Below are 21498 nucleotides of genomic sequence, written 5' to 3' on the forward strand. Positions count from 1 at the left end.
CATTCGTCATAGGAGTAATAGGTAAACACGTTGACGAGCAGCGTAAAGGCTTATTTTAGAGAGGTCATCATAAAGTAATACCTTTTGACTGAACTTTATACTCAAAAAAATGATAATAAAAAACTTACATGCGCGCAACCTATCTATCACGTACCCGCTTCATTGTTAATGTAAGCTCATTTTAATACGGTAATGCTAATGCGCTAATGCATATAACATTCAAATCATCATTGTAATGAAATAATAGATATGTGATGCGCTCTACTGCTTACCTACTAATTTTTCAAATAACTATTTTAAGGATGACATGATGAATATCGCTAATCTCAAGCTATTAACTATCGCTGGTATTACGGCCACTTCTTTAGTTTGCCTACCTGCTATGGCAAAAGATAACAATGGCAATGGTAACGGTAATGCCAAAGGCAAATCTACTTATAGTAGTAAAGGTTATAAACAAAACGGTAATGCCCAGCCTAATATTAACGCTTATCGTAATGCGAGCCCAAACGCTTCGTTCAAGCGTGATCTTGATAAGTACGGTTATAGAGTAGTCGGCAAGATTGATAGAAGAGATTATGATCGTTCTGTCATTTTAGATCGTTATGATGATCGCTACGTTCGTATCCGTACGCCAGATAATAATATTGTGACCGTAATCAATGACACGTTGCAGATCATCGATATTTTAAGTAGATAAGATTTCAAGTAGATAGTATCTTACATAGATAACAACAATCTCTAGTCTTTTTAAGTAAGCCACAAAAAAACGGTCTAAATAGACCGTTTTTTTTGTTCTTTAATGATTACTTACATCATTAGTGAAGCCAACATTTTTATGCGAGGACATCACCAATGACACAGTTATCAGGTAGCGTAACGACCGTTAGCTGGGTTTTTGGATTACCCGTTGATAGCACCATGCCTTCTGATATGCCAAATTTCATTTTACGCGGGGCAAGGTTGGTCACGCAAATGACTTTCTTACCCGTCAATTGCTCAGGCTCATAAAACTTGCGAATACCACTGAATACGTTACGTGGCTTGTCTTCACCGACGTCTAGCGTGAACTGTAGTAACTTGTCTGCGCCTTCTACATGACTGCACTCTAAGACGTGTGCTACTTTCATCTCGACTTTGGCGAAGTCTTCGATGCCAATGTAGTCCGTTTGCTCAGCATCAGCATCTGTTGCAGATGCTTTATCTTTTGCGGCAGACTTGCTACTTTCAGTTGCGGCAGGTGCGTCGGCTTGAGTTAACGATGCTTTGGAGTCTTCTACCATGGCTTCGATATCTTTTTCTTCGATACGCTGCATCAATGGTTTGAACTTATTGATTTTATGACCTAATAACCATTCATTACGACTGGCAAAGCTTAAATCATCAATGTTCAAAAACTCTTTAGCATTATTAGTCAGCTCAGGCAATACTGGCGCCAGATAGACCATCAATTGACGGAAGATATTAATAGCAACCGAGCACACATCTTGAACTTCTTGTTCAGTACCTTCCTGCTTCGCTAGCGACCATGGTTTTTTGGCATCGATATATTCGTTAGCTTTGTCCGCACATTGCATGATGAGACGCATTGCACGTGAGAATTCACGATTCTCGTAAGCAGCGGCAATTTCATCGCCTGTTTTGGTGATGTCTTCTAATAGCGCTGACTCGACGCAAACCTCTGACAGCATACCATCGTATTTTTTAACCAAGAACCCGGCGCTACGACTGGCGATATTGACGACTTTACCCACCAAGTCAGAGTTGACCTTTTGCATAAAGTCTTCTAGATCTAAGTTGATATCTTCAACTTTGTCAGACAGTTTGCTGGCGAAATAATAACGCAGATATTCAGGATGTAAGTGCTCAGCATAAGTTTCGGCCTTAATAAAAGTACCGCGTGACTTACTCATTTTTTCGCCATTGACCATCAAGAAGCCATGGGCAAAGACACCAGTTGGTGTACGCAATTCGCTACCCGCTAGCATCGCTGGCCAAAACAGAGCATGGAAGTAAACGATGTCTTTACCAATGAAGTGATAGACTTCGGTTTTGTGCTCGTTTTCTTGTGCCCAGTAACGGTCAAAATCAAGCGCTTGGTCCGTGCCTGCGCGCTTGTCACACAAGTTCTTGAAGCTTGCCATGTAGCCAACTGGCGCATCTAGCCATACATAAAAGTATTTGTCTGGCTCATCGCTTGGCGTATCTGGAATTTGAAAACCAAAATAGGGCGCATCACGTGAGATGTCCCAGCTGGCAAGTCCGGCATCAAACCATTCTTGGAGTTTGTTAGCGACTGAGGTTTGCAGGCGATTGTCACTGCGTGTCCAGTCCTGCAAGAACTGCTCAAATTCTGGCAAATCAAAGAAGTAGTGCTTGGAGGTTTTGAGGACAGGCGTTGCATCAGACAAGGTTGAGTAGGGATCTTTTAGCTCAGTAGCATCATAAGTCGTACCGCAGACTTCGCAGTTATCGCCATACTGATCTGGTGAGTCGCACTCAGGACAAATACCTTTGACAAAGCGATCCGCTAGAAACAATTGCTTTTCAGGATCAAACAGCTGCTCGACATCTTTGGTACTGATATGACCTGCGTCATTGAGGCGACGATAAATTAGCTCAGAGAATTCTTTGTTTTCTTCTGAATGGGTGGTGTGATAGTTGTCAAAATCGATTAGAAACTTTGAAAAATCTGCTTCATGTGAGGCTTTAACTGAGGCAATTTGCGCCTCGGCCGTTACGCCATTGGCTTCTGCCTTTAGCATGATTGCCGTACCGTGTGCATCATCCGCGCAGACATAGGTGACCTGATGGCCTTGCGCTTTCATCGCACGCACCCAAATGTCAGTCTGAATATATTCTACAAGATGCCCCAAATGGATATAGCCATTGGCGTAGGGCAGCGCACTGGTTACTAGAATCTCACGCACTTTTGTCACCTATACTTTTATATAAACGGATTGGTTATCGAACATCTCAAGTGATTCATCACTCATCGATGCGATGTTATTCATACTAAAAACTTCTAAAAATAATAAAAATTAAAAAAGTGTGCCTATGATACCGTAATTCAGATAATTTTGTGATATTCCTTAGTAATTACTTCTCATTTACCAGCTATTTACGAGTTGTAGACAGTCGATTTTCACTGTGTTTATAGACGGTGTGCTGCCACAAAAAACCCACCAAGCATTGAGCTAAGTGGGTTTTATTTGTGATGCGATGCGCTTGAACACTAGGAGCACATATCAACTTGCAACTAGACTGTCCTAGAATGAACCAAACATTGTACCTAGCGTGATCACAGCAACCACAGCGACCAATGGAATGACCATGGTGACCATTGCCAAGTTTAGATAAGACTGCTTGTGGGTGAGACCACAGATAGCCAATAGCGTAATGACAGCACCACTGTGCGGCAGCGTATCAAGACCACCCGCCGCCATAACGGCAACACGGTGCATGAGTTCAGGGTCGATACCCGCATTGACAGCCATTCTGAGATAGTCTTCGCCCAACGTCGATAGCGCAATACTCAAACCACCAGACGATGATCCTGTGATACCAGCCAGCGTGGTCATAGCGACTGCTTCTGATATCAAAGGGTTGTTAGGGTTTAGGTTCAGGATGCTATCACGGATAAGAAGAAAACCAGCTAGTGACGCGATAACTGCCCCGTAACCGACTTCTGATGCAGTGTTAAAAATAGGCAGCATAGAATCATAAGTACCGCGGTTGATGGTTTTTTGTAGGTTATTCCAATGTCCGATACGAAGCAAAATTAACACCACACAAGCCACAACTAATGAGATGATAATCGACCACAGCCCAAGCGATCCTGCGACATTTAAGTCCGGAAACTGAGTTTGCAGACTACCAAAATCTATCGTTGGAAAAATCACATAGGTCAATAAAGCGTTCAAGCCAATAACCAATACGAGTGGAATCATAGCAACAGTGAATGAGGTTTGATGAGTGTTTAATACCTCAGCTTCTTTCTCAGCTGCACCTATACCACCTACATCCTCTTCATCATGCTGACCATAACCTTCGCCTGCTGCATTGGCTTTTTTGGCGCGCGTTTGTAGCCACATCCACCCACCGATGAACATGATCGTACCACCAATAATACCCAAAATAGGGGCAGCAAAGACGTTGGTATTGTAGTAAGGGATAGGAATAGCATTCTGAATCGCTGGTGTGCCTGGCAGTGCAGTCATCGTAAAGGTAAATGACCCTAGAGCGATGGCTGCTGGAATCAAACGCTTTGGAATGTCTGCGGCTTTAAATAGGTCTTTGGCGATTGGATAGATAGCAAAAGCCACAACAAACAACGATACACCGCCATAGGTCAAGATGGCACAGACCAAAATCACAGCGAGTATGGCTTTACTTGCACCGAGCTTTTCGACAACCGTATTGGCAATGGCGGTTGCTGCACCAGAGTCTGCCATCAAACGCCCAAACAGTGCGCCCAGCAGAAATATAGGGAAGAATTTGAGTAAGAATCCACTGAGTGCGCCCATAAAGATGTCGGTATAGGCGGGGATGGTACTTAAGAAATCACCTGATAGTAAGACTGCTAGTGTCGCCATAATCGGTGCGAGGATAAGCACTGAATAACCGCGATATGCAAAAAACATGAGTAATAATAGGGTAATGACAATAGCAAGCGTACTAAACATGACTGGCCCTCCTTGGCAAAATTGGCAAAAAAATAAGGCAGCGAGTATGCCGTTCTTATCGTTATAGGTCAATAAAATTAATCAAAATAAGCCTATTTCGTCTGTTTTATCAAACATAAATCCAGATTATCACTTAATTAATAACAGCTATTCTGTCGATCTATATAGCGCATTGCATTGACTCGCGTGCTTTTGGTGTTATTTTCTAGTCGCTACGAAAATAATATGTTAAGTTAGCACAACTGTTTCATGCATGATATAGCGATATAGAATGTATTATTATAAAAAATACGATAAAATATAATGTTTGCTACTTATCAGATGCAGAGCGCAGTAAGTGAGCTTGAGTCTGATAGTTACGCAAAGTAAGCGTTAAAAATAAGCAGTAGTCATCCTCAGAACCAAACATCAAATTTACAAGGAATGTGAATATGTTTAGTGCCATTACCAACATGAGCGTGCAGTTAGTCAATCGCTACCTGCCATCTCCATTTGTCTTCTCTATTGTGTTGACACTCATTGCCTTTGCTGTCGGTCTTGCGATTACTGGTCAAGACATGATCGCGATGGCAGGACACTGGGGTAATGGGCTTTGGTCGTTACATAGCTTTGCGATGCAAATGGCGCTTATTTTAGTGACAGGTTATGCGTTTGCCAGTGCGCCATTCATTCAGCGTTTATTGGATAATTTAGCCAGCAGAGTCCATTCTCCTACGACTGCCATTATGGTATCGACCTTGGTCGGATTGGTGGGTTCATGGATAAACTGGGGGTTTGGTCTGATTATTGGTGCTATTTTTGCCAAAGCACTAGCAAAAAAAGTCGCCAACGTTGATTATCCTTTGCTCGTCGCTGCTGCCTACTCAGGATTTGTGATTTGGCATGGGGGTTTTTCAGGGTCGATACCTCTAACGCTTAGCTCTGGTGGTGATACTTTGCTGACATTGTCAGGCAATACTATGACGGAGGCAGTACCGTTATCGGAGACTGTTTTTGCTGGCTATAATTTGCTGATCGTGGGTCTGCTTATCGTTATTCTGCCAATTCTAAACCGCTTTATGCATCCAAAGAATCCTACGGTTATTGATCCTAAGCTCATCAAGGAAGAAGTGTATGTCGCGCCGCAAAGAGACACGCCTGCGCAAAAGCTAGATGATAGCCGTATTATCGCGGTGGTATTATTAACCTTGGCATTGATGTATTACATTAGCGAGTTTGGTACCAATGGTTTTAATCTAGGACTAAACATTGTCATCGGTCTATTCTTGTTCATAGGTCTGCTGTCGCATGGGACACTAGAGCGTTATTATCGTGCCGTCAATTCAGGGATAGGTGGTATCACCGGTATTGTGTTATTGTTCCCGTTTTATGGCGGTATCATGGGCATTATGACGGGCGCAAACGCTGATGGCATCTCTATTAGTACCCAAGTGACCCAGTTTTTTGTCAACTCCGCCTCTGCAGACAGCTTTCCGATTTTTGCATTTTTGAGTGCTGGATTGGTTAACGTTTTTGTACCATCGGGTGGTGGGCAGTTTGCGGTACAGGGACCTGTCATGATACCTGCCGGTATTGAGCTGGGTGTGAGTCCAGCCGTTACAGCAATGGCCGTAGCATGGGGTGATGCATGGACCAATATGATTCAACCTTTTTGGGCCTTACCGTTACTCGGTATTGCAGGTCTGGATGCGCGAGCCATTATGGGCTATTGCTTGATCGTACTTGCCGTATCTGGAGCCATTATCATGGGTGTATTTTGGCTAGTGGTATAGCCACTCCACTATAAAAGTAATACGGCGTTAACCTCGCTTATACTATTTTTAAATGGAATCGACTGTATAACGTTATAACGCTCAAAAGAAAAAAGCATGATTCATTTTCGCTGTTGGTTTTTGCCAAGAGCATCACTCAAATGGATAATTGAAACACTTAATTCAGCATTAGTTTGCGCAAGAATTAAAAATATAAACGATAATTATAGGAGACTAGCATGAGTCAATCAAAAGTATATAGCAGTGCTGAAGAGGCGCTAAAAGATGTCGTCAGTGACGGACAAACGCTTGCTATCGGCGGTTTTGGTCTGTGCGGTATTCCAGAGGCATTAATCGAAGCATTACGTGATAGCAAAGTTAAAGAACTGACCTGTATCAGTAATAACGCTGGTGTCGATGACTTCGGTCTTGGTCTGCTGCTACAAACGCGTCAAATCAAAAAAATGATCTCATCATATGTGGGTGAAAACAAAGAGTTTGAGCGTCAGTATTTGGCAGGCGAGTTAGAAGTTGAGCTGACGCCGCAAGGCACATTGGCTGAAAAGCTGCGTTCAGGTGGTGCTGGCATTCCTGCTTTTTATACTGCAACTGGCGTAGGCACACTAGTTGCTGAAGGCAAAGAGACGCGCGATTTTGATGGTCGCACTTACGTGCTCGAGCATACCTTACGCGCTGATGTTGCACTTATAAAAGCGCAAAAAGCTGATAAAGCGGGTAATTTGATATTTAACAAAACCGCTCGTAACTTCAACCCAGACTGTGCGATGGCTGGCAAAGTCACCATCGTCGAAGTAGAAGAAATCGTCGAAACAGGTACATTTGATCCAGATGAAGTGCATCTGCCAGGTATTTTCGTTCAGCGTATTGTGCTGAATGCTAATCCTGAAAAACGTATCGAAAAAACCACGACTAAAGCGGTAGAAGGTGCGTAGATAGAAAAACGATCGAAGCTTAATCGTATATAACATTGATAGTCAGTTTTAAATGAATCATAGTTCATACAGCTTATCGATTAAATAACTGGCTGTCTAAATAATAACAATCGAATATTGCAAAAATAAGGAAATCGACATGGCATGGACAAGAGAACAAATGGCGCAGCGCGCTTCACAAGAGCTACAAGATGGCTACTATGTGAACTTGGGAATTGGTCTACCAACGTTAGTTGCCAACTATATCCCTGAAGGCGTTGATGTGTGGCTACAGTCAGAGAATGGCTTATTAGGTATTGGTGAGTTCCCTACAGAACAGAACGTCGATGCGGACTTGATTAACGCCGGTAAGCAAACGGTCACCGCAGAAGCAGGTGCCAGTTATTTTAGTAGTTCAGAGTCTTTTTCAATGATTCGTGGTGGTCATGTCAATTTGGCTATATTGGGCGCTATGGAAGTCTCAGAAAAAGGCGATCTTGCCAACTGGATGATCCCCAAAAAAATGGTCAAAGGTATGGGCGGGGCGATGGATTTGGTCGCAGGCGTACAGCGTGTCATCGTATTGATGGAGCAAGTCAACAAGCACGGTGACCCTAAAATTTTAGCCAACTGTGAACTACCATTAACCGGTAAAGGCGTGGTTGATCGCATCATTACTGAGCTTGCCGTATTAGATGTCACGGATAGCGGGCTGAAGCTGGTAGAGTTGGCAGACGGTGTGAGCTTTGAGGAATTACAAGAAAAAACGCCAGTAAACATTATCCAGTAAGCATTGCACGGTAAGCTCTTTATAGCAATGCAACTGTTTTAAATAAATGAGCTTTACTACTAAATAAATACGCCACTATGATTATAGTGGCGTATTTATTCAGCTCTGTTTTTATAGTATTCAAATAATATGTTAGACCATGATAAGGAATATATATGGCGACCCAATTACAACAAGATTTGACAGGTAAAGTAGCGTTAGTCACAGGCTCTGCAAGTGGTATCGGCCGTGATATCGCTGAGACTTATGCTCAGGCAGGTGCAGCTGTTGGTATTGCCGATATCAATCTTGAAGCAGCACAAAAAACCGTTGATGCTATCGAAGCTACTGGTGGCCGCGCGCTTGCGATTGCTATGGATGTGACGTCAGAGCAGGCAGTAAACGACGGTGTACAAAAGCTGGTCGATGCTTTTGGTGGTATTGATATCTTGGTCTCTAATGCTGGTATTCAGATTATTGATCCTATCGATAAAATGGCATTTAGCGATTGGAAAAAAATGCTCGATATTCATTTAGATGGCGCATTTTTGACCACCAAAGCCGCAATTCAGCATATGTATAAAGCTGATAAAGGGGGCACCGTCATTTATATGGGCTCTGCTCATTCGCATGAGGCTTCATTATATAAAGCCCCTTACGTGACTGCCAAACACGGACTGCTGGGTCTGTGCCGCGTTTTGGCTAAAGAAGGCGCCACGCACAAAGTACGCTCGCATGTGATTTGCCCAGGGTTCGTTAAAACACCTTTGGTCGAAAAACAAATTCCAGAGCAGGCTGCCGAAAAGGGCATCAGTGAAGAGTCGGTCATCAACGATATCATGCTGGTGAATACCGTCGATAAAGAGTTCACGACAGTCGAAGATATTGCTCAGCTGGCGCTGTTTTTAGCGGCTTTCCCAACCAATGTATTTACAGGGCAGTCTATCGTTGCCAGCCATGGCTGGTTTATGAACTAGGATTGATATCGAGTTGTAGCAATATGACTCTTGTATACCACAGCGTCAGACCTACTGGCGTTGTGGTTTTTTTATGCGTCCAATTCAGCTACACTGTCACGGTAAAAGGTTTGGTGAAATGCTCATCGACGCTATCGCATCAACAGATGCGCTAAGATATAAGATAAGCCGTTCACTAAGCCCACCCACTTTTATAGGCAACAATAATAGCTATGTTTAATTTTATGAAGAAAAAACCCACAAAAACTGAAACGCCTGAGCAGCAGGCAGAGCGTGATAGCGCCGTTGACAAAGTCCTACTAGGATATGAGATAGGCACCGTCAGTATCGCAACGATGGTTACAGGGCTTGAGCGTGATGGCGAAGCACTCACCTTAGACTTGCGTCTACCGCAAGACAGCAACCCTGAAGCTATTCAGCAGGAGCTTGGACAACTGTTACATCCGCACGGTATTACTACGATTCATATGAATGTGCGTCTACCCGCGCCAGAAAAAGGGGCAGGCTCAAGCTTGCCAAAGCAAATGCCGAAGACAACGAACGCGATGGAATCACAGTCCAAGCCGACGTCTAATGCTAATAGTAATGCTAACAATGCTGAGCCGCCGATCACTAAGGCTGCACCTACCCAAGCCTCATTGGCCGCGCACCCTCGTATTCGCCATATTATCGTTGTGGCATCAGGTAAGGGCGGCGTTGGTAAATCAACGACAACGGTCAATATCGCACTAGCACTACAAAAGCTCGGCAATCGCGTGGGTGTGCTCGATGCGGATATTTATGGCCCTAGTATGCCAACGATGCTGGGCGTCGCTGATGTAAAGCCGCAGCTAGAGAACGAGCAATTTGTGCCAGTCGATGCGCATGGCATGGCTATGCTTTCTATTGGCAGTCTGCTCGATGGAGACAGCACGCCTGTTGCATGGCGTGGACCAAAAGCCACAGGCGCACTGATGCAGCTGTATAATCAAACCAACTGGCCACAGCTAGATTACTTGGTGATTGACATGCCACCAGGTACAGGCGATATACAGCTGACATTGGCACAGCGTATCCCAGTCACGGGAGCAGTGATTGTGACAACACCGCAGCATGTTGCATTACTAGATGCACAAAAAGGTGTGGAGATGTTTAACAAAACCAACATACCTGTGCTAGGAGTGGTTGAGAACATGGCACTACATACCTGTAGTAATTGCAATCATACCGAAGCGATCTTTGGTATTGGCGGCGGTGAGTTTATCGCTGAGCAGTACCATGTGCCATTATTGGGTCAATTACCGCTTGCCAGTGGTATCCGTGCACAAGTAGATAAAGGCGAGCCAAGCGTATTGGCTAATGATGAGTTTGCGACTTATTATTTGAACATCGCCAAAAACATCGAAACCAATATCAATAAATTTGCAAAACCTGTCGATGATAAGCGAATTTTCTAGTAGGTAATAATAAGATAGGGTGTTGGTTACTTAGTCAGTTTAAAACCAATATAGGATAAAGCAGCCATCACGCTATAAATCTAGCTGTCAATTCCGTATAATCGTCGCTATTAAATATTTGCTAAGGAACAACAATGTCTATTAAGTCTGACCGCTGGATTCGTAAAATGGCCGAAGAGCACGGCATGATTGAACCGTACGAGCCAGGTCAAGTGCGCTTTAATGATGCAGGCGAGCGTTTGGTTAGCTACGGCACCTCAAGCTACGGTTATGATGTGCGCTGTGCTCCTGAGTTCAAAGTTTTTACCAACGTGCATTCAGTGGTCGTTGATCCTAAAAACTTCGATGATAAAAGCTTTATCGATATCGTTGGTGACGAGTGTATCATTCCACCAAACTCATTTGCGTTAGCGCGCACGATGGAATATTTCCGTATTCCGCGTGATGTACTGACTATCTGCCTTGGTAAATCAACGTATGCACGCTGCGGTATTATCGTCAATGTAACGCCGCTTGAGCCTGAATGGGAAGGACATGTAACGCTAGAATTTAGTAATACGACCAACCTTCCAGCCCGCATTTATGCCGGTGAAGGGGTGGCGCAGATGCTGTTCTTCCAAAGCGATGCTGATGACGTCTGCGAGACCAGTTATAAAGACCGTGGCGGTAAATACCAAGGTCAGCGTGGCGTGACACTGCCAAGAACCTAGACAGTCAGCTTCTATTCATCATATTAAGAGCCTAAGCCTTTAAATAGGTAACAAAAAAGCCAGTCATATTAATTATGGCTGGCTTTTTTTATGTCAAAAAGAATAGATATGGTGTTCCAACTACTTCAATACTTTTAGACCTGCTTTATTATCACGCTTTGGTTTTGGTGCTTTTGTAGGGCTTTGGCTGGCTTTTGGCATTGAGTCATCTTCTGGTACATAGTCATCATACTCTTTAGGATCAAAAAACATTCCCTGTGAGTTTTCTTTGGCGTATATACCCATTACTGCAGTGAGTGGTACCCAAATCTCTTGCGAAACGCCGCCAAAACGGGCGCTAAAGTGTATGTAATCATTTTCCATACTCATATTACCTGTCGCACGACTGGCAATGTTGAGTACGATGCGACCGTCCTGTACATGCTCTGTGGGTATCTGAACATTATCGGCAGTGGCATCTACCATCAAATAAGGCGTCAAAGCGTTGTCTTCTATCCATTGATACAATGCGCGTACCATATAAGGACGGGTCGGTGTGATAGAGGTGGTTTCGCTCATCTAATGATTTCCTATACTAATGATTTTTAAGAATTGAAAAATATGTTTTTTCGTCATGTATCAAATGACAAATGCTATTTAACACTTTTCTGAAAGCTACTACGTTCAAAGACTCTCGTTTGGTACTCGAACAATGGACGGCTGATCGCACGCGGCAACTCGATACCCATCTCATCCAATCGCCATAACAACGGTGCCAACAGTACATCACACCAGCCAAACTCATCAGCCATAAAATAAGGCTTATGAGCAAACAAAGGCGATAAAGTAATCAAAGAATCGCTCAGTTGCTTTTTGGCAGCACCAGCTTGCGCTTTATTAAAGCTATCTGGATGTGTCAATAAGCGCTTGCCAAGTACTAGCCAATCACGTTGAATGCGCCAAGCCAGCTGACGAAACTGTGCACGCTCTTGCGGCGTGTCAGGGAGCAGTTTATTAGTATGATAACGCTCTTCAAGATATTCAAAGATCACGTTGGTTTCATAAAGAGCGATCTCACGCTGCTGTAATACAGGCAAGGTATGATAAGGGTTAAGCTCAGTCAAATCTTCAGGGCGCTCAGAATGCAGACGAGACAAGTAATAAGCGAGCTTTTTTTCTTCAAGTAACAGGCGTACCACATGACTGTCGTAGCCGTCATCAGCATACAGAATTAGCTGACTACTTGGAATGTCATTCGCATCAATCATGAAAGCCTAATGTTAAGAGTGAAGGCTGTCATCGTAAACAAACTCGCTCTGTTTATCAAGGTAGTGTACGTAAACATTGCCCCTGAGAGGCTTGTTTTTCAGCTTATCTGGCATTTGGACTTAATACCAAAGCATAAAAAAGCACTACCGAAGTAGTGCCTTTTTCATTTCTAAGAAATATCTATCAATAATGACTTATTTGACGTCTTTCCAGAATTCTTTATTCAATAAGTATACTGGGATGAGCAACACTAATAAGAATAAAATCACAAAGAAACCGATGACTTGACGATCATGACGAGCAGGCTCACCCATCCATGCCATAAAGTTGACCAAGTCACCAACTTCAGATTCAAACTCTTCTTGGCTTAGCTCTTCTTGCATATTGTGCAATACATGAGGCATAGCAGCATTTGCCAGTACTAAGTTATTAGCACCCCAAGGACGACTTGGATCTTCATAGAACGATAGTAGGTATGTGTATACCCAGTCATCACCGCGCAAGCGCGTCTCAAGTGACAGATCGGGAGGTGCAGCACCAAACCAAGACGCTTGAACTTCAGGATCGATCTCAGCATCGATATGGTCACCGATTTGATCAGTGGTAACCATCAGATATTTTTCGACCAACTCAGGTGGTATCTCTAAATCTTTGGCAATGCGCGAATGACGAACATACTTTGCTGAGTGACACCCAGCGCAGTAGTTCATAAAGATCTTTGCACCGTTCTGTAACGAGCCCTTATTAGTAAAATCAATAGGGGCAGTGCTACAGGCCAATTGCTCGTCAACACCTTCAGCATTGGTGAACGTACCACATCCACCACCAGCTGCTTGGGCAGTACCAGCAGTTAAGGTCAATGCCGCGCCTAAGCCTAGACCAGCTAGGGATTTAATTAGCGTGTTCATTAGTGACCTCCGGTGACGCGTTCTGGTGGCTGTTTACACTTCTCGATAGCAGTGTAGAACGGCATCAGTAAGAAAAACAAGAAATATAGAACCGTGAATATACGAGACATCAACGTTGCTGTTGGCGTTGCAGGTGTCGCACCCAAGTAACCCAATACAACAAAGCTAATAGCAAAGATAGTCAGGGCAATCTTAGACAAGATACCTTTGTAGCGCATTGAGCGAACAGGAGATCTATCTAGCCAAGGCATTAAGAACAATACCGCAATAGCCGCACCCATCGCAATCACACCGCCAAGCTTATCTGGAACTGCACGCAAGATGGCATAAAATGGTGTGTAGTACCATACTGGTGCAATGTGCGCTGGCGTTTTCAGTGAGTTTGCCGTTTCAAAGTTTGGTGGCTCAAGGAAGAAGCCGCCGCCTTCTGGGAAGAAGAACACCACTGCAAAGAAGCAGATAAAGAATACAACGATACCAACCATGTCATGCACAGTGTAGTAAGGATGGAATTCGATACCGTCCAGTGGCACACCGTTTTTGTCTTTTAGTTTCTTGATGTCGATGCCATCAGGGTTGTTTGAACCCACATGGTGTAGCGCTACAATGTGCATAAATACTAAGCCCACTAGGACTAGCGGAATAGCAACAACATGTAGAGCGAAGAAGCGGTTTAGGGTGATACCAGAGATGATATAGTCACCACGTACCCATTCAGCAAGACCGTCACCAATCACTGGTAGCGCTGCAGGTAGGTTCAAGATAACCTGTGCACCCCAAAATGACATGTTGCCCCACGGTAGTAGGTAACCGAAGAAACCTTCAGCCATCAATGCTAGGTAAATACCCATACCGATAAGCCAGATAAGCTCACGAGGTTTTTGATATGAACCGTACAGCAAGGCTCTAAACATATGCAGGTACACAACCACGAAAAACGCAGAGGCGCCAGTTGAGTGCATATAGCGAATGAGCCAACCGCCTTTTACGTCACGCATGATGTATTCAACAGACGCAAATGCCCCTTCGGCACTTGGGTTGTACATCATCGTCAGCCATATACCAGTCACCAATTGGTTGACCAGTACAATCATCGATAGCACGCCAAAGAAGTACCAGAAATTGAAGTTCTTTGGTGCGTAGTACTTCGACATATGGTATTCATAGGTTTCAGTCGCCGGAAAACGCGCGTCCACCCAGTGCATTAACTTTTTACCTATACTCATGTTAAGCCTCCCCAACCGTCAAAATGGTACCATCCATACCATATTCTGGAACGGGTAAATTAAGCGGTGCAGGAACGCCACTGTATACGCGGCCTGCTAAGTCATATTTTGACCCGTGGCACGGACAGAAAAACCCGCCATACCAATCATTACCACCTAAATCAACCGCGCCCACATCAGGACGGTAGTTTGGTGCACAGCCTAAATGGGTACAAACGCCTTCCACAACCAATACGGTTGGTTCTAAAGAGCGAGTAGGGTTTTTGCAATATTCTGGCTGTAGAGACGCATCAGACTCAGGATCAGATAATAAAGGTTTGACTGATTCTAGTCCTGCGACCATGTCTTCTGTGCGTTTAACCACATAAATAGGTTTACCACGATATTTGACAACGATCATTTGTCCATCTTCGATAGAACCAATATCTTGGGTTACTGCAGCCCCTGCAGCCTCAGCTTTAGCGCTTGGGTACCAAGAACGGACAAAAGGTGTCGCCACGGCAGCTACCCCAGCTGCACCAATTGCGGCAGTTGAGGCAATAAGAACTCTACGGCGTTGTACATTAACGCCTTCGGCTTGGCTCATTAATACTTCCTCCAGGTGAATGAAATGGGATTATCCCACACTGGGTTTGTGGCTTAGAAAATATACAATATCAAGCCACTTTAGCTGTGCCTAATTTTGCTAATTGTTGCTATTCTAAGCTATTTCGGTGATAAAATAAATTATTGCGTTAAAAATAAAGCAACCTTGATAGGACATATTATAAGGTTGAATATGACAATCAAACCAAAACAGCTGGATTATCAATGTGTAACGTCAACTTTATTTTGATCAGGGTTGTAAGTGCGATGACCTTATAATTAATAAGGATTTTTAGCAACAGCGAATGATACTTGAAAACTAGGCAATGTTCACTAACTTTCACTACCTAACTGTTTTGTAGAACGCTGTAAAATAGACATCACCACTATATATAATGAAGTGGTGATGTTTGTATCATGACAGACATCATCTTTATCTAGATACAAATACCTATCTATTGCAGCGTGCTATTTAATATAGCCTGAAGCCTAAATAAGGCATACCCAAACAAAGACAGCTAGCGAGTTGCTACTAGCCTTCAAGCGCGCTCCAGCGTTCAAGCTTAACCATCATTTCATCTTCAATCGTTAATAAACGCTCACTTGCGGCAGTCGCAGCATCTACGTCGGTATTGAACCAAGACCCATCAGCCAGTTTTTCTTGCAACTGAGCTTGTTCAGTCTCGAGCGCCGCGATTTCTTTCGGCAGATTATCCAGCTCGCGCTGTTCATTGAAATTTAGCTTCTTAGTAGCTTTATTTGGCTTGGTATCTGTGCCAGATTTATGTGCTGCTTTTTTGCTAGTGACATTGTTGGTTGGTGCTTTTGCCGCACGCGCGGCTTCTTCACGGTTTTTTTGCACCAGATACTCTTGGTAGCCACCTACATATTCGCTGACCACCCCTTTACCATCTTCATCTTCGCCAAACACCCATGTAGAGGTGACAACATTATCCATGAATGAGCGATCATGACTGATCAGCAATATTGTACCGCCAAAGCTGGCTACTGATTCTTCTAGCAGTTCAAGCGTTGCCATATCCAAATCATTGGTTGGCTCATCGAGTACTAGAATATTGGCAGGCTTTAGCAATTGCTTGGCAAGTAAAACACGGTTACGCTCACCACCTGACAATGCTTTGACAGGGGTACGCGCACGCTCTGGTGCAAACAAGAAGTCTTGCAGATAGCTCATGATGTGTGTCTTGCGACCGCCAACTTCGACAAAGTCAGAACCTTCTGAGACGTTTTGCGCCACGCTTGCTTCTAAATCTAACTGATCGCGCAACTGATCAAAAAAGGCGATCTTTAGATTAGTACCCAGCTCAACATTACCAGTCTTGGTAACTTCATCATCAGACATATCGAGTAGGGCCTTGATAAGGGTAGTCTTACCAGCGCCATTAGGACCAACGATACCGATTTTATCGCCACGCATGATAGTGGTCGTAAAGTCATTTACTAATACATTACCATCGTATTCAAGGTGCAAGTTTTTAACCTTACAAACGAGCTTGCCGCTTTTTTCGCCTTGACCCATTGTGATGTTTACGTTGCCCACTTGCTCACGGCGATCGCTGCGCTCTTCACGTAGGGCTTTTAGTTCGCGGACACGGCCTTCATTACGGGTACGGCGTGCTTTGATACCTTGGCGAATCCATACTTCTTCTTGTGCCAGCTTTTTATCAAAGTTAGCGTTGTTCTTTTCTTCAGCCTGTAACTGTAGTTCTTTTAGCTCTTGATAACGAGCATAACCCCCTTCGCCTTGTGTGACGTCGTAGCTGGTCAGTTGACCGCGATCAAGCTCAATAATTCGAGTCGATAGCTTGTTTACAAATGCTCTGTCATGGGTCACAAACAATAAAGTCAGACCTTGCCAGTCAAGCAAGAAGCGCTCAAGCCATTCGATACTTTCAACGTCCAAATGGTTGGTTGGCTCATCAAGTAGGAGTACATCAGGCTTAGTCACTAGTGAGCGCGCAAGTAACACGCGGCGCTTACGGCCACCCGAGAGTGATGACAAATCATCGTCCGGATCAAGACCCATGGTGGTGATAAGACGCCTAGCATCGCGTTCTAAATCCCAGCCATGTACCGCATCAATATCATGTTGTAATGTCGCCATATGCTCGCAAGCATCCATATCGCCATTGGCACACATATCGACTTGCTTGTTATAGTTAATGAGCAAGTCAGCTGTACGGCGACTACCGCCCATAACGATGTCTAATATACGACCACTAGACTCAGGAACATCTTGTTCTAGCATAGCGACACGCATGCTGCTATTGGTGATAATCTCACCGCTATCAGGCTGCAATGAGCCATTGATAAGTTTGAATAGAGTTGACTTGCCTTCGCCATTACGGCCAATCAAACAAACACGCTCACCTGAGTTGATAGAAAAATCAATACCATCAAGGACAGGGGCGACGCCAAAGGCTAAGTGAATGTCTTTTAAATGTATCAGTGCCATAGAGTATCTTAAGCTTATATAATAGTGAGGTAGGGGTTGTTGCAAAATTGCCAGCAGTATAACATGCCACCGTCTAACTGTAGTGCGCGTAAATGGTTTTATCAGTACTATTTATGGCGATGACCAACAACTGACATTTTGTGATTGTCATCATAGGCTTACCGCTGGTGTCCAGTATTTATCGACCACTGTGCTCGCTTGCCCTCCGACCTATACTCACTATACCGTAGAGAACCATATGAACCAATTCGATAACAAAAACGAGGCTTACAATATGCAAGATGACCTGCAAAACCAAGTGATTGACCTGCAAATGAGCTTGACGCATCTTGAGGTTACAGTAGAGCGACTCGATGAGGTTATTGCACGTCAAGATAAGGACATTCAGACCCTACAGCGTCAACTTCAGCTGATTTACAAACAAATTGAGGGACAGGATACAGATAATGGTATTGCACCATTCGATGTCATGGCAGACCGCCCACCACATTACTAACAAGTGCAAAAATAGACGTAAATAAGACATACAGCTGGTAATTAATCAATACTATATGAGCATTTTTGAATAATAGTAACGTCTGGTGACTATGAAGTCATAATTCGGAAATAATGTGTTTTTGCAGTTGTTTTGGTGTTAAAAAATCTTTACTATCTTCCACCTCGGATACTGCTTATCTAAAAAATCGGATATAGCGGTAAAACAATGCGGATGTTTGGAGATATAAAATGCGCGCCACTTTTCATTTAAAAACTCTTGCAGTAGCTATCGCTGCTCTTTCTGTTGCTAGCGTCGCTAGTGCTGCTGGTCTTGATCGTTCAGGTCAAGATGTCACCGCATTCCTACAAGATGGCACCTATGCTGAAGCTGTTTATACTTATATCGACGCTGATGTAACGGGTGAAGATACTTCAGGCAACAAGCTCGATGATATTGCAGAGTCTTATGACTTTTTCCGTTATGGTGTAAAAGCAGACATCAACGAAACCTTTAGCATTGGTGTTTTATATGATGAGCCTTTCGGTGCAGCGGCTGATTATGTAGGCGATAGTAACTTTGTAGATGCAACAGGTGAAGGTACGAATGTAGAAGTACGTACAGAGAGCATCACTGGTATCCTTGGTGCAAAACTTGGTCAAAACAAAAACTTCCAAATATACGGTGGCCCAGTTGCTCAGCGCGTAGAGGCAGATGTAAAGTTACGTGGTCCTGCTTATAGTGCTGCAAATGGCTATACAACACATATTAGTGCTGATCAAGATTACGGTTATATCGCAGGTGTGGCGTATAGTAAGCCTGAAATTGCATTAAAAGCAGCATTAACGTACCGTTCAGAAATCGAACACAATACGCAAGCGGCTGAAATTTATCCTTTCGCTCCAAGAGTAGGGTTATCAACAGATAGCACCAATACTATTGAGGTTACTACTCCTGAGTCGATAAACTTTGATTTCCAAACAGGTATCAACCCTACAACGCTAGCGACTGCAAAGGTGCGTTGGGTGCCATGGAGCGATTTTGCAATTACCCCATCGCTATATAATGGTGTCAGCCAAGTACTTGCAACAACACCTGCTGGTGCTGGTATACCTTTAGATGGTTTAGATTTAGTCAGTTATGACGACGACCAGTGGCAAGTAGAATTAGGTTTGGCTAAGCGCCTCGCACCAGCATTGGCTGTTAGCGGTACTGTAGGTTGGGATAGCGGAGCAGGTAACCCTGTAACTTCACTAGGACCTATCGAAGGCTATTATAGTGCGGGTCTTGGTGCCAAATACAACGTGACCGAAAACTGGGCAGTATCTGCTGGTGGTAAGTACTTATGGTTCGGTGATGCCGAAGGTCAAATCCCAAGTAAAACCATCGTTAGTGATTTTGAAAGCAATGACGGTTTTGTATTGGGTGTAAAGGTTTCTTACCAAGCTCAGTAAATTATAGTTTCACTATAAAATGATTTTTATCGTCTAGTAATAAAAAGAGCGACTCTGTTAAGGGTCGCTTTTTTATGCTGTATTTTTCGACAAATCCCGTTTGAAATATTTTATGCCAATATATTTAGATTGTTAATAGTACTCGGCAATGTAAATATCAAAGTGAAATAAAAACTAAAAAACAATGTTTCACTAATATCTTATTTGTACTGTCCGGTCATAATTGAGAAATAAAGCACTTTAATTGTTGTTTTAGTGTCAAAAAGGCATTAGTATTCAACTTAGGACACGACTTTGATAGTTTCAATGTTTGGTAAATCCATGCTAAATACTGATTATTAGAGTAGTAATACAACAAGGACCGTTGGAGATACATAATGCGCACTACCTTTCACTTGAAAACCCTTGCAGTAGCAATTGCCGCTCTTTCTTTCGCTAGCGTAACCAACGCTGCTGGTCTTGATCGTTCAGGTCAGGATGTCACCGCCTTTTTCCAAGATGGTACCTATGCAGAAGCTGTTTATACTTATATTGATGCTGATGTGAGTGGCTATGATAGCTCCAATAACAACCCATTCGATAATACCTATGTACGCGGTAATAAAACGGGTGATATTGCTGAATCATATGACTTTTTCCGTTATGGTGTAAAAACGGATATCAATGATACCTTTAGTATTGGTTTACTATATGATGAGCCTTTTGGCGCAGCAGCTGAATATACTGGGGATAATAACTTCGTTGCAAACACAAATCCAGCTGACTCAGCTGCCGAGTTCGCAAATGATCCAGCACCTAGCGGGCCACTAGGTAATGCGATAGTTGGAGCCGAAGCTGGAAACGCTGGCGAAAACACTAACGTAGAAGTTCGTAGCCAGAGCTTGACTGGACTACTTGGTATGAAATTTGGCGCCAACAAAAACTTCCAAGTTTATGGCGGTCCAGTAGCACAGCGTATTCAAGCAGAAACAAAACTACGTGGTCTTGCTTACGGTCCTGCTACTGGCTATACGTCAAACAGTAACCCTGATATGGACTATGGTTATATCGCAGGTGTGTCTTTTAGTAAGCCTGAAATAGCTTTAAAAGCGGCTTTGACTTATCGTTCTGAGATTGATCATAATGTTGACATATCTGAGACCTATCCTCTAGCACCAACCATTGGTGGAATTGGAGTTCCTCCACGTGTTCTTCCAAGCACTCAAGATAGTAGATATGAGATTACTACTCCCGAATCAATTAACTTTGACTTCCAAACTGGCATCAATCCAACAACCCTAGCTACTGCAAAAGTGCGCTGGGTACCGTGGAGCGACTTTGTTATCACGCCGCCACTATATAACGAAGTGAGTACTAATGCAGCACGTCCTGACGGTTTAAACTTGGTTGAGTATGATGATGACCAGTGGCAAGTAGAGCTAGGTCTTGCTAAACGTATTGCTCCAGCATTAGCTGTTAGTGGTACGGTTGGTTGGGATAGTGGCGCTGGTGACCCAACAACATCATTAGGTCCTGTTGATGGCTACTATAGTGTCGGTCTTGGTGCCAAGTACAACGTAACTCAAAACTGGGCAGTATCTGCTGGCGGTAAATACTTGTGGTTCGGTGACGCACAAGGTCAGCTACCTAGTGGAAAAATCGTTGCTGATTTTGAAGACAATGATGGCTTCATCGCTGGTGTAAAACTGTCTTATCAAGGAAAATAGTTTCTTGATATAACTGTTAGATAATGAAAAAGCGACCTACAATAGGTCGCTTTTTTGTGGACTGTAATATTGTGATTGTTATGAAAGGTTTTGAGTGCAGGTGGTTATGTGATCATAGTCAGTTAGAGGGACGAGTGCTATTTCAATAACAACGTTTGGC

General features: G+C 43.6%; 18 protein-coding genes. 10 read left to right on the forward strand and 8 right to left on the reverse strand.

The annotated features are described in order from the left end of the window. Positions 1–310: 310 nt before the first annotated feature. A complete protein-coding gene (locus AC5JPY_RS12280) occupies positions 311–700 on the forward strand; it encodes a hypothetical protein (protein WP_493843469.1) in 390 nt (129 codons plus the stop codon). Positions 701–836: 136 nt separating this feature from the next. On the opposite strand, the gene metG is transcribed toward AC5JPY_RS12280, so the two are convergent. Together metG and AC5JPY_RS12290 are read right to left on the reverse strand one after the other, a co-directional pair. Beyond that, positions 837–2939 (reverse strand): methionine--tRNA ligase, encoded by a 2103-nt coding sequence (metG, locus tag AC5JPY_RS12285; RefSeq protein WP_493852611.1) that lies wholly within the window; start codon positions 2937–2939, stop codon positions 837–839. Between the two features lie 330 nt (positions 2940–3269). After that, entirely contained in the window at positions 3270–4685 is a 1416-nt protein-coding gene (locus AC5JPY_RS12290) for a GntP family permease (RefSeq protein WP_493852612.1), read from the reverse strand. Positions 4686–5116: 431 nt separating this feature from the next. On the opposite strand from AC5JPY_RS12290, the gene AC5JPY_RS12295 reads away from it, so the two are divergent. The 6 genes from AC5JPY_RS12295 to dcd all read left to right on the forward strand — a co-directional run bounded on the left by AC5JPY_RS12295 (position 5117) and on the right by dcd (position 11260). Further along, complete coding sequence (locus AC5JPY_RS12295; RefSeq protein ID WP_493852613.1) at positions 5117–6457, forward strand: short-chain fatty acid transporter; 1341 nt, start codon at positions 5117–5119, stop codon at positions 6455–6457. A 218-nt stretch (positions 6458–6675) separates the two neighbouring features. After that, the gene (locus AC5JPY_RS12300) at positions 6676–7389 is read left to right on the forward strand and encodes a CoA transferase subunit A (RefSeq protein ID WP_319050161.1); all 714 of its coding nucleotides are present in this window, start codon (positions 6676–6678) and stop codon (positions 7387–7389) included. 139 nt (positions 7390–7528) lie between these two features. Further along, complete coding sequence (locus AC5JPY_RS12305; RefSeq protein ID WP_493843465.1) at positions 7529–8158, forward strand: 3-oxoacid CoA-transferase subunit B; 630 nt, start codon at positions 7529–7531, stop codon at positions 8156–8158. Between the two features lie 155 nt (positions 8159–8313). Beyond that, a complete protein-coding gene (locus tag AC5JPY_RS12310; RefSeq protein WP_493843464.1) occupies positions 8314–9114 on the forward strand; it encodes a 3-hydroxybutyrate dehydrogenase in 801 nt (266 codons plus the stop codon). A 212-nt stretch (positions 9115–9326) separates the two neighbouring features. Beyond that, complete coding sequence (apbC, locus tag AC5JPY_RS12315; protein ID WP_493843463.1) at positions 9327–10550, forward strand: iron-sulfur cluster carrier protein ApbC; 1224 nt, start codon at positions 9327–9329, stop codon at positions 10548–10550. A gap of 134 nt (positions 10551–10684) precedes the next feature. Then, positions 10685–11260, forward strand: coding sequence for a dCTP deaminase (gene dcd / locus AC5JPY_RS12320; RefSeq protein WP_058024138.1), 576 nt, complete (start codon positions 10685–10687; stop codon positions 11258–11260). A gap of 120 nt (positions 11261–11380) precedes the next feature. Here dcd and AC5JPY_RS12325 read toward each other — a convergent pair whose 3' ends face one another. The 6 genes from AC5JPY_RS12325 to AC5JPY_RS12350 all read right to left on the reverse strand — a co-directional run bounded on the left by AC5JPY_RS12325 (position 11381) and on the right by AC5JPY_RS12350 (position 17703). Continuing rightward, on the reverse strand, positions 11381–11818 hold the full coding sequence (locus AC5JPY_RS12325) for a ClpXP protease specificity-enhancing factor (protein WP_493843462.1): 438 nt from the start codon (positions 11816–11818) through the stop codon (positions 11381–11383). 74 nt (positions 11819–11892) lie between these two features. Then, on the reverse strand, positions 11893–12507 hold the full coding sequence (locus tag AC5JPY_RS12330; RefSeq protein ID WP_319050165.1) for a glutathione S-transferase N-terminal domain-containing protein: 615 nt from the start codon (positions 12505–12507) through the stop codon (positions 11893–11895). Between the two features lie 195 nt (positions 12508–12702). Then, complete coding sequence (locus tag AC5JPY_RS12335; protein ID WP_493843461.1) at positions 12703–13416, reverse strand: cytochrome c1; 714 nt, start codon at positions 13414–13416, stop codon at positions 12703–12705. Further along, positions 13416–14621 (reverse strand): cytochrome b, encoded by a 1206-nt coding sequence (locus AC5JPY_RS12340; protein ID WP_319050424.1) that lies wholly within the window; start codon positions 14619–14621, stop codon positions 13416–13418. The genes AC5JPY_RS12335 and AC5JPY_RS12340 overlap by 1 nt, the downstream gene beginning before the upstream one ends. A gap of 22 nt (positions 14622–14643) precedes the next feature. Next, positions 14644–15228 carry a ubiquinol-cytochrome c reductase iron-sulfur subunit gene (gene petA, locus AC5JPY_RS12345; protein WP_319050167.1) on the reverse strand — a complete coding sequence of 195 codons (585 nt, stop codon included), beginning with the start codon at positions 15226–15228 and terminating at the stop codon, positions 14644–14646. A 531-nt stretch (positions 15229–15759) separates the two neighbouring features. Beyond that, entirely contained in the window at positions 15760–17703 is a 1944-nt protein-coding gene (locus AC5JPY_RS12350) for an ATP-binding cassette domain-containing protein (RefSeq protein ID WP_493852614.1), read from the reverse strand. Between the two features lie 238 nt (positions 17704–17941). On the opposite strand from AC5JPY_RS12350, the gene AC5JPY_RS12355 reads away from it, so the two are divergent. The 3 genes from AC5JPY_RS12355 to AC5JPY_RS12365 all read left to right on the forward strand — a co-directional run bounded on the left by AC5JPY_RS12355 (position 17942) and on the right by AC5JPY_RS12365 (position 21338). Next, complete coding sequence (locus AC5JPY_RS12355; RefSeq protein WP_493852615.1) at positions 17942–18199, forward strand: SlyX family protein; 258 nt, start codon at positions 17942–17944, stop codon at positions 18197–18199. A gap of 230 nt (positions 18200–18429) precedes the next feature. Then, positions 18430–19632 (forward strand): OmpP1/FadL family transporter, encoded by a 1203-nt coding sequence (locus AC5JPY_RS12360; protein ID WP_493852616.1) that lies wholly within the window; start codon positions 18430–18432, stop codon positions 19630–19632. 377 nt (positions 19633–20009) lie between these two features. Next, positions 20010–21338, forward strand: coding sequence for an OmpP1/FadL family transporter (locus AC5JPY_RS12365; RefSeq protein WP_493852617.1), 1329 nt, complete (start codon positions 20010–20012; stop codon positions 21336–21338). The last annotated feature ends 160 nt before the right edge of the window (positions 21339–21498 follow it).

Source organism: Psychrobacter sp. H27 (genome assembly GCF_059072655.1).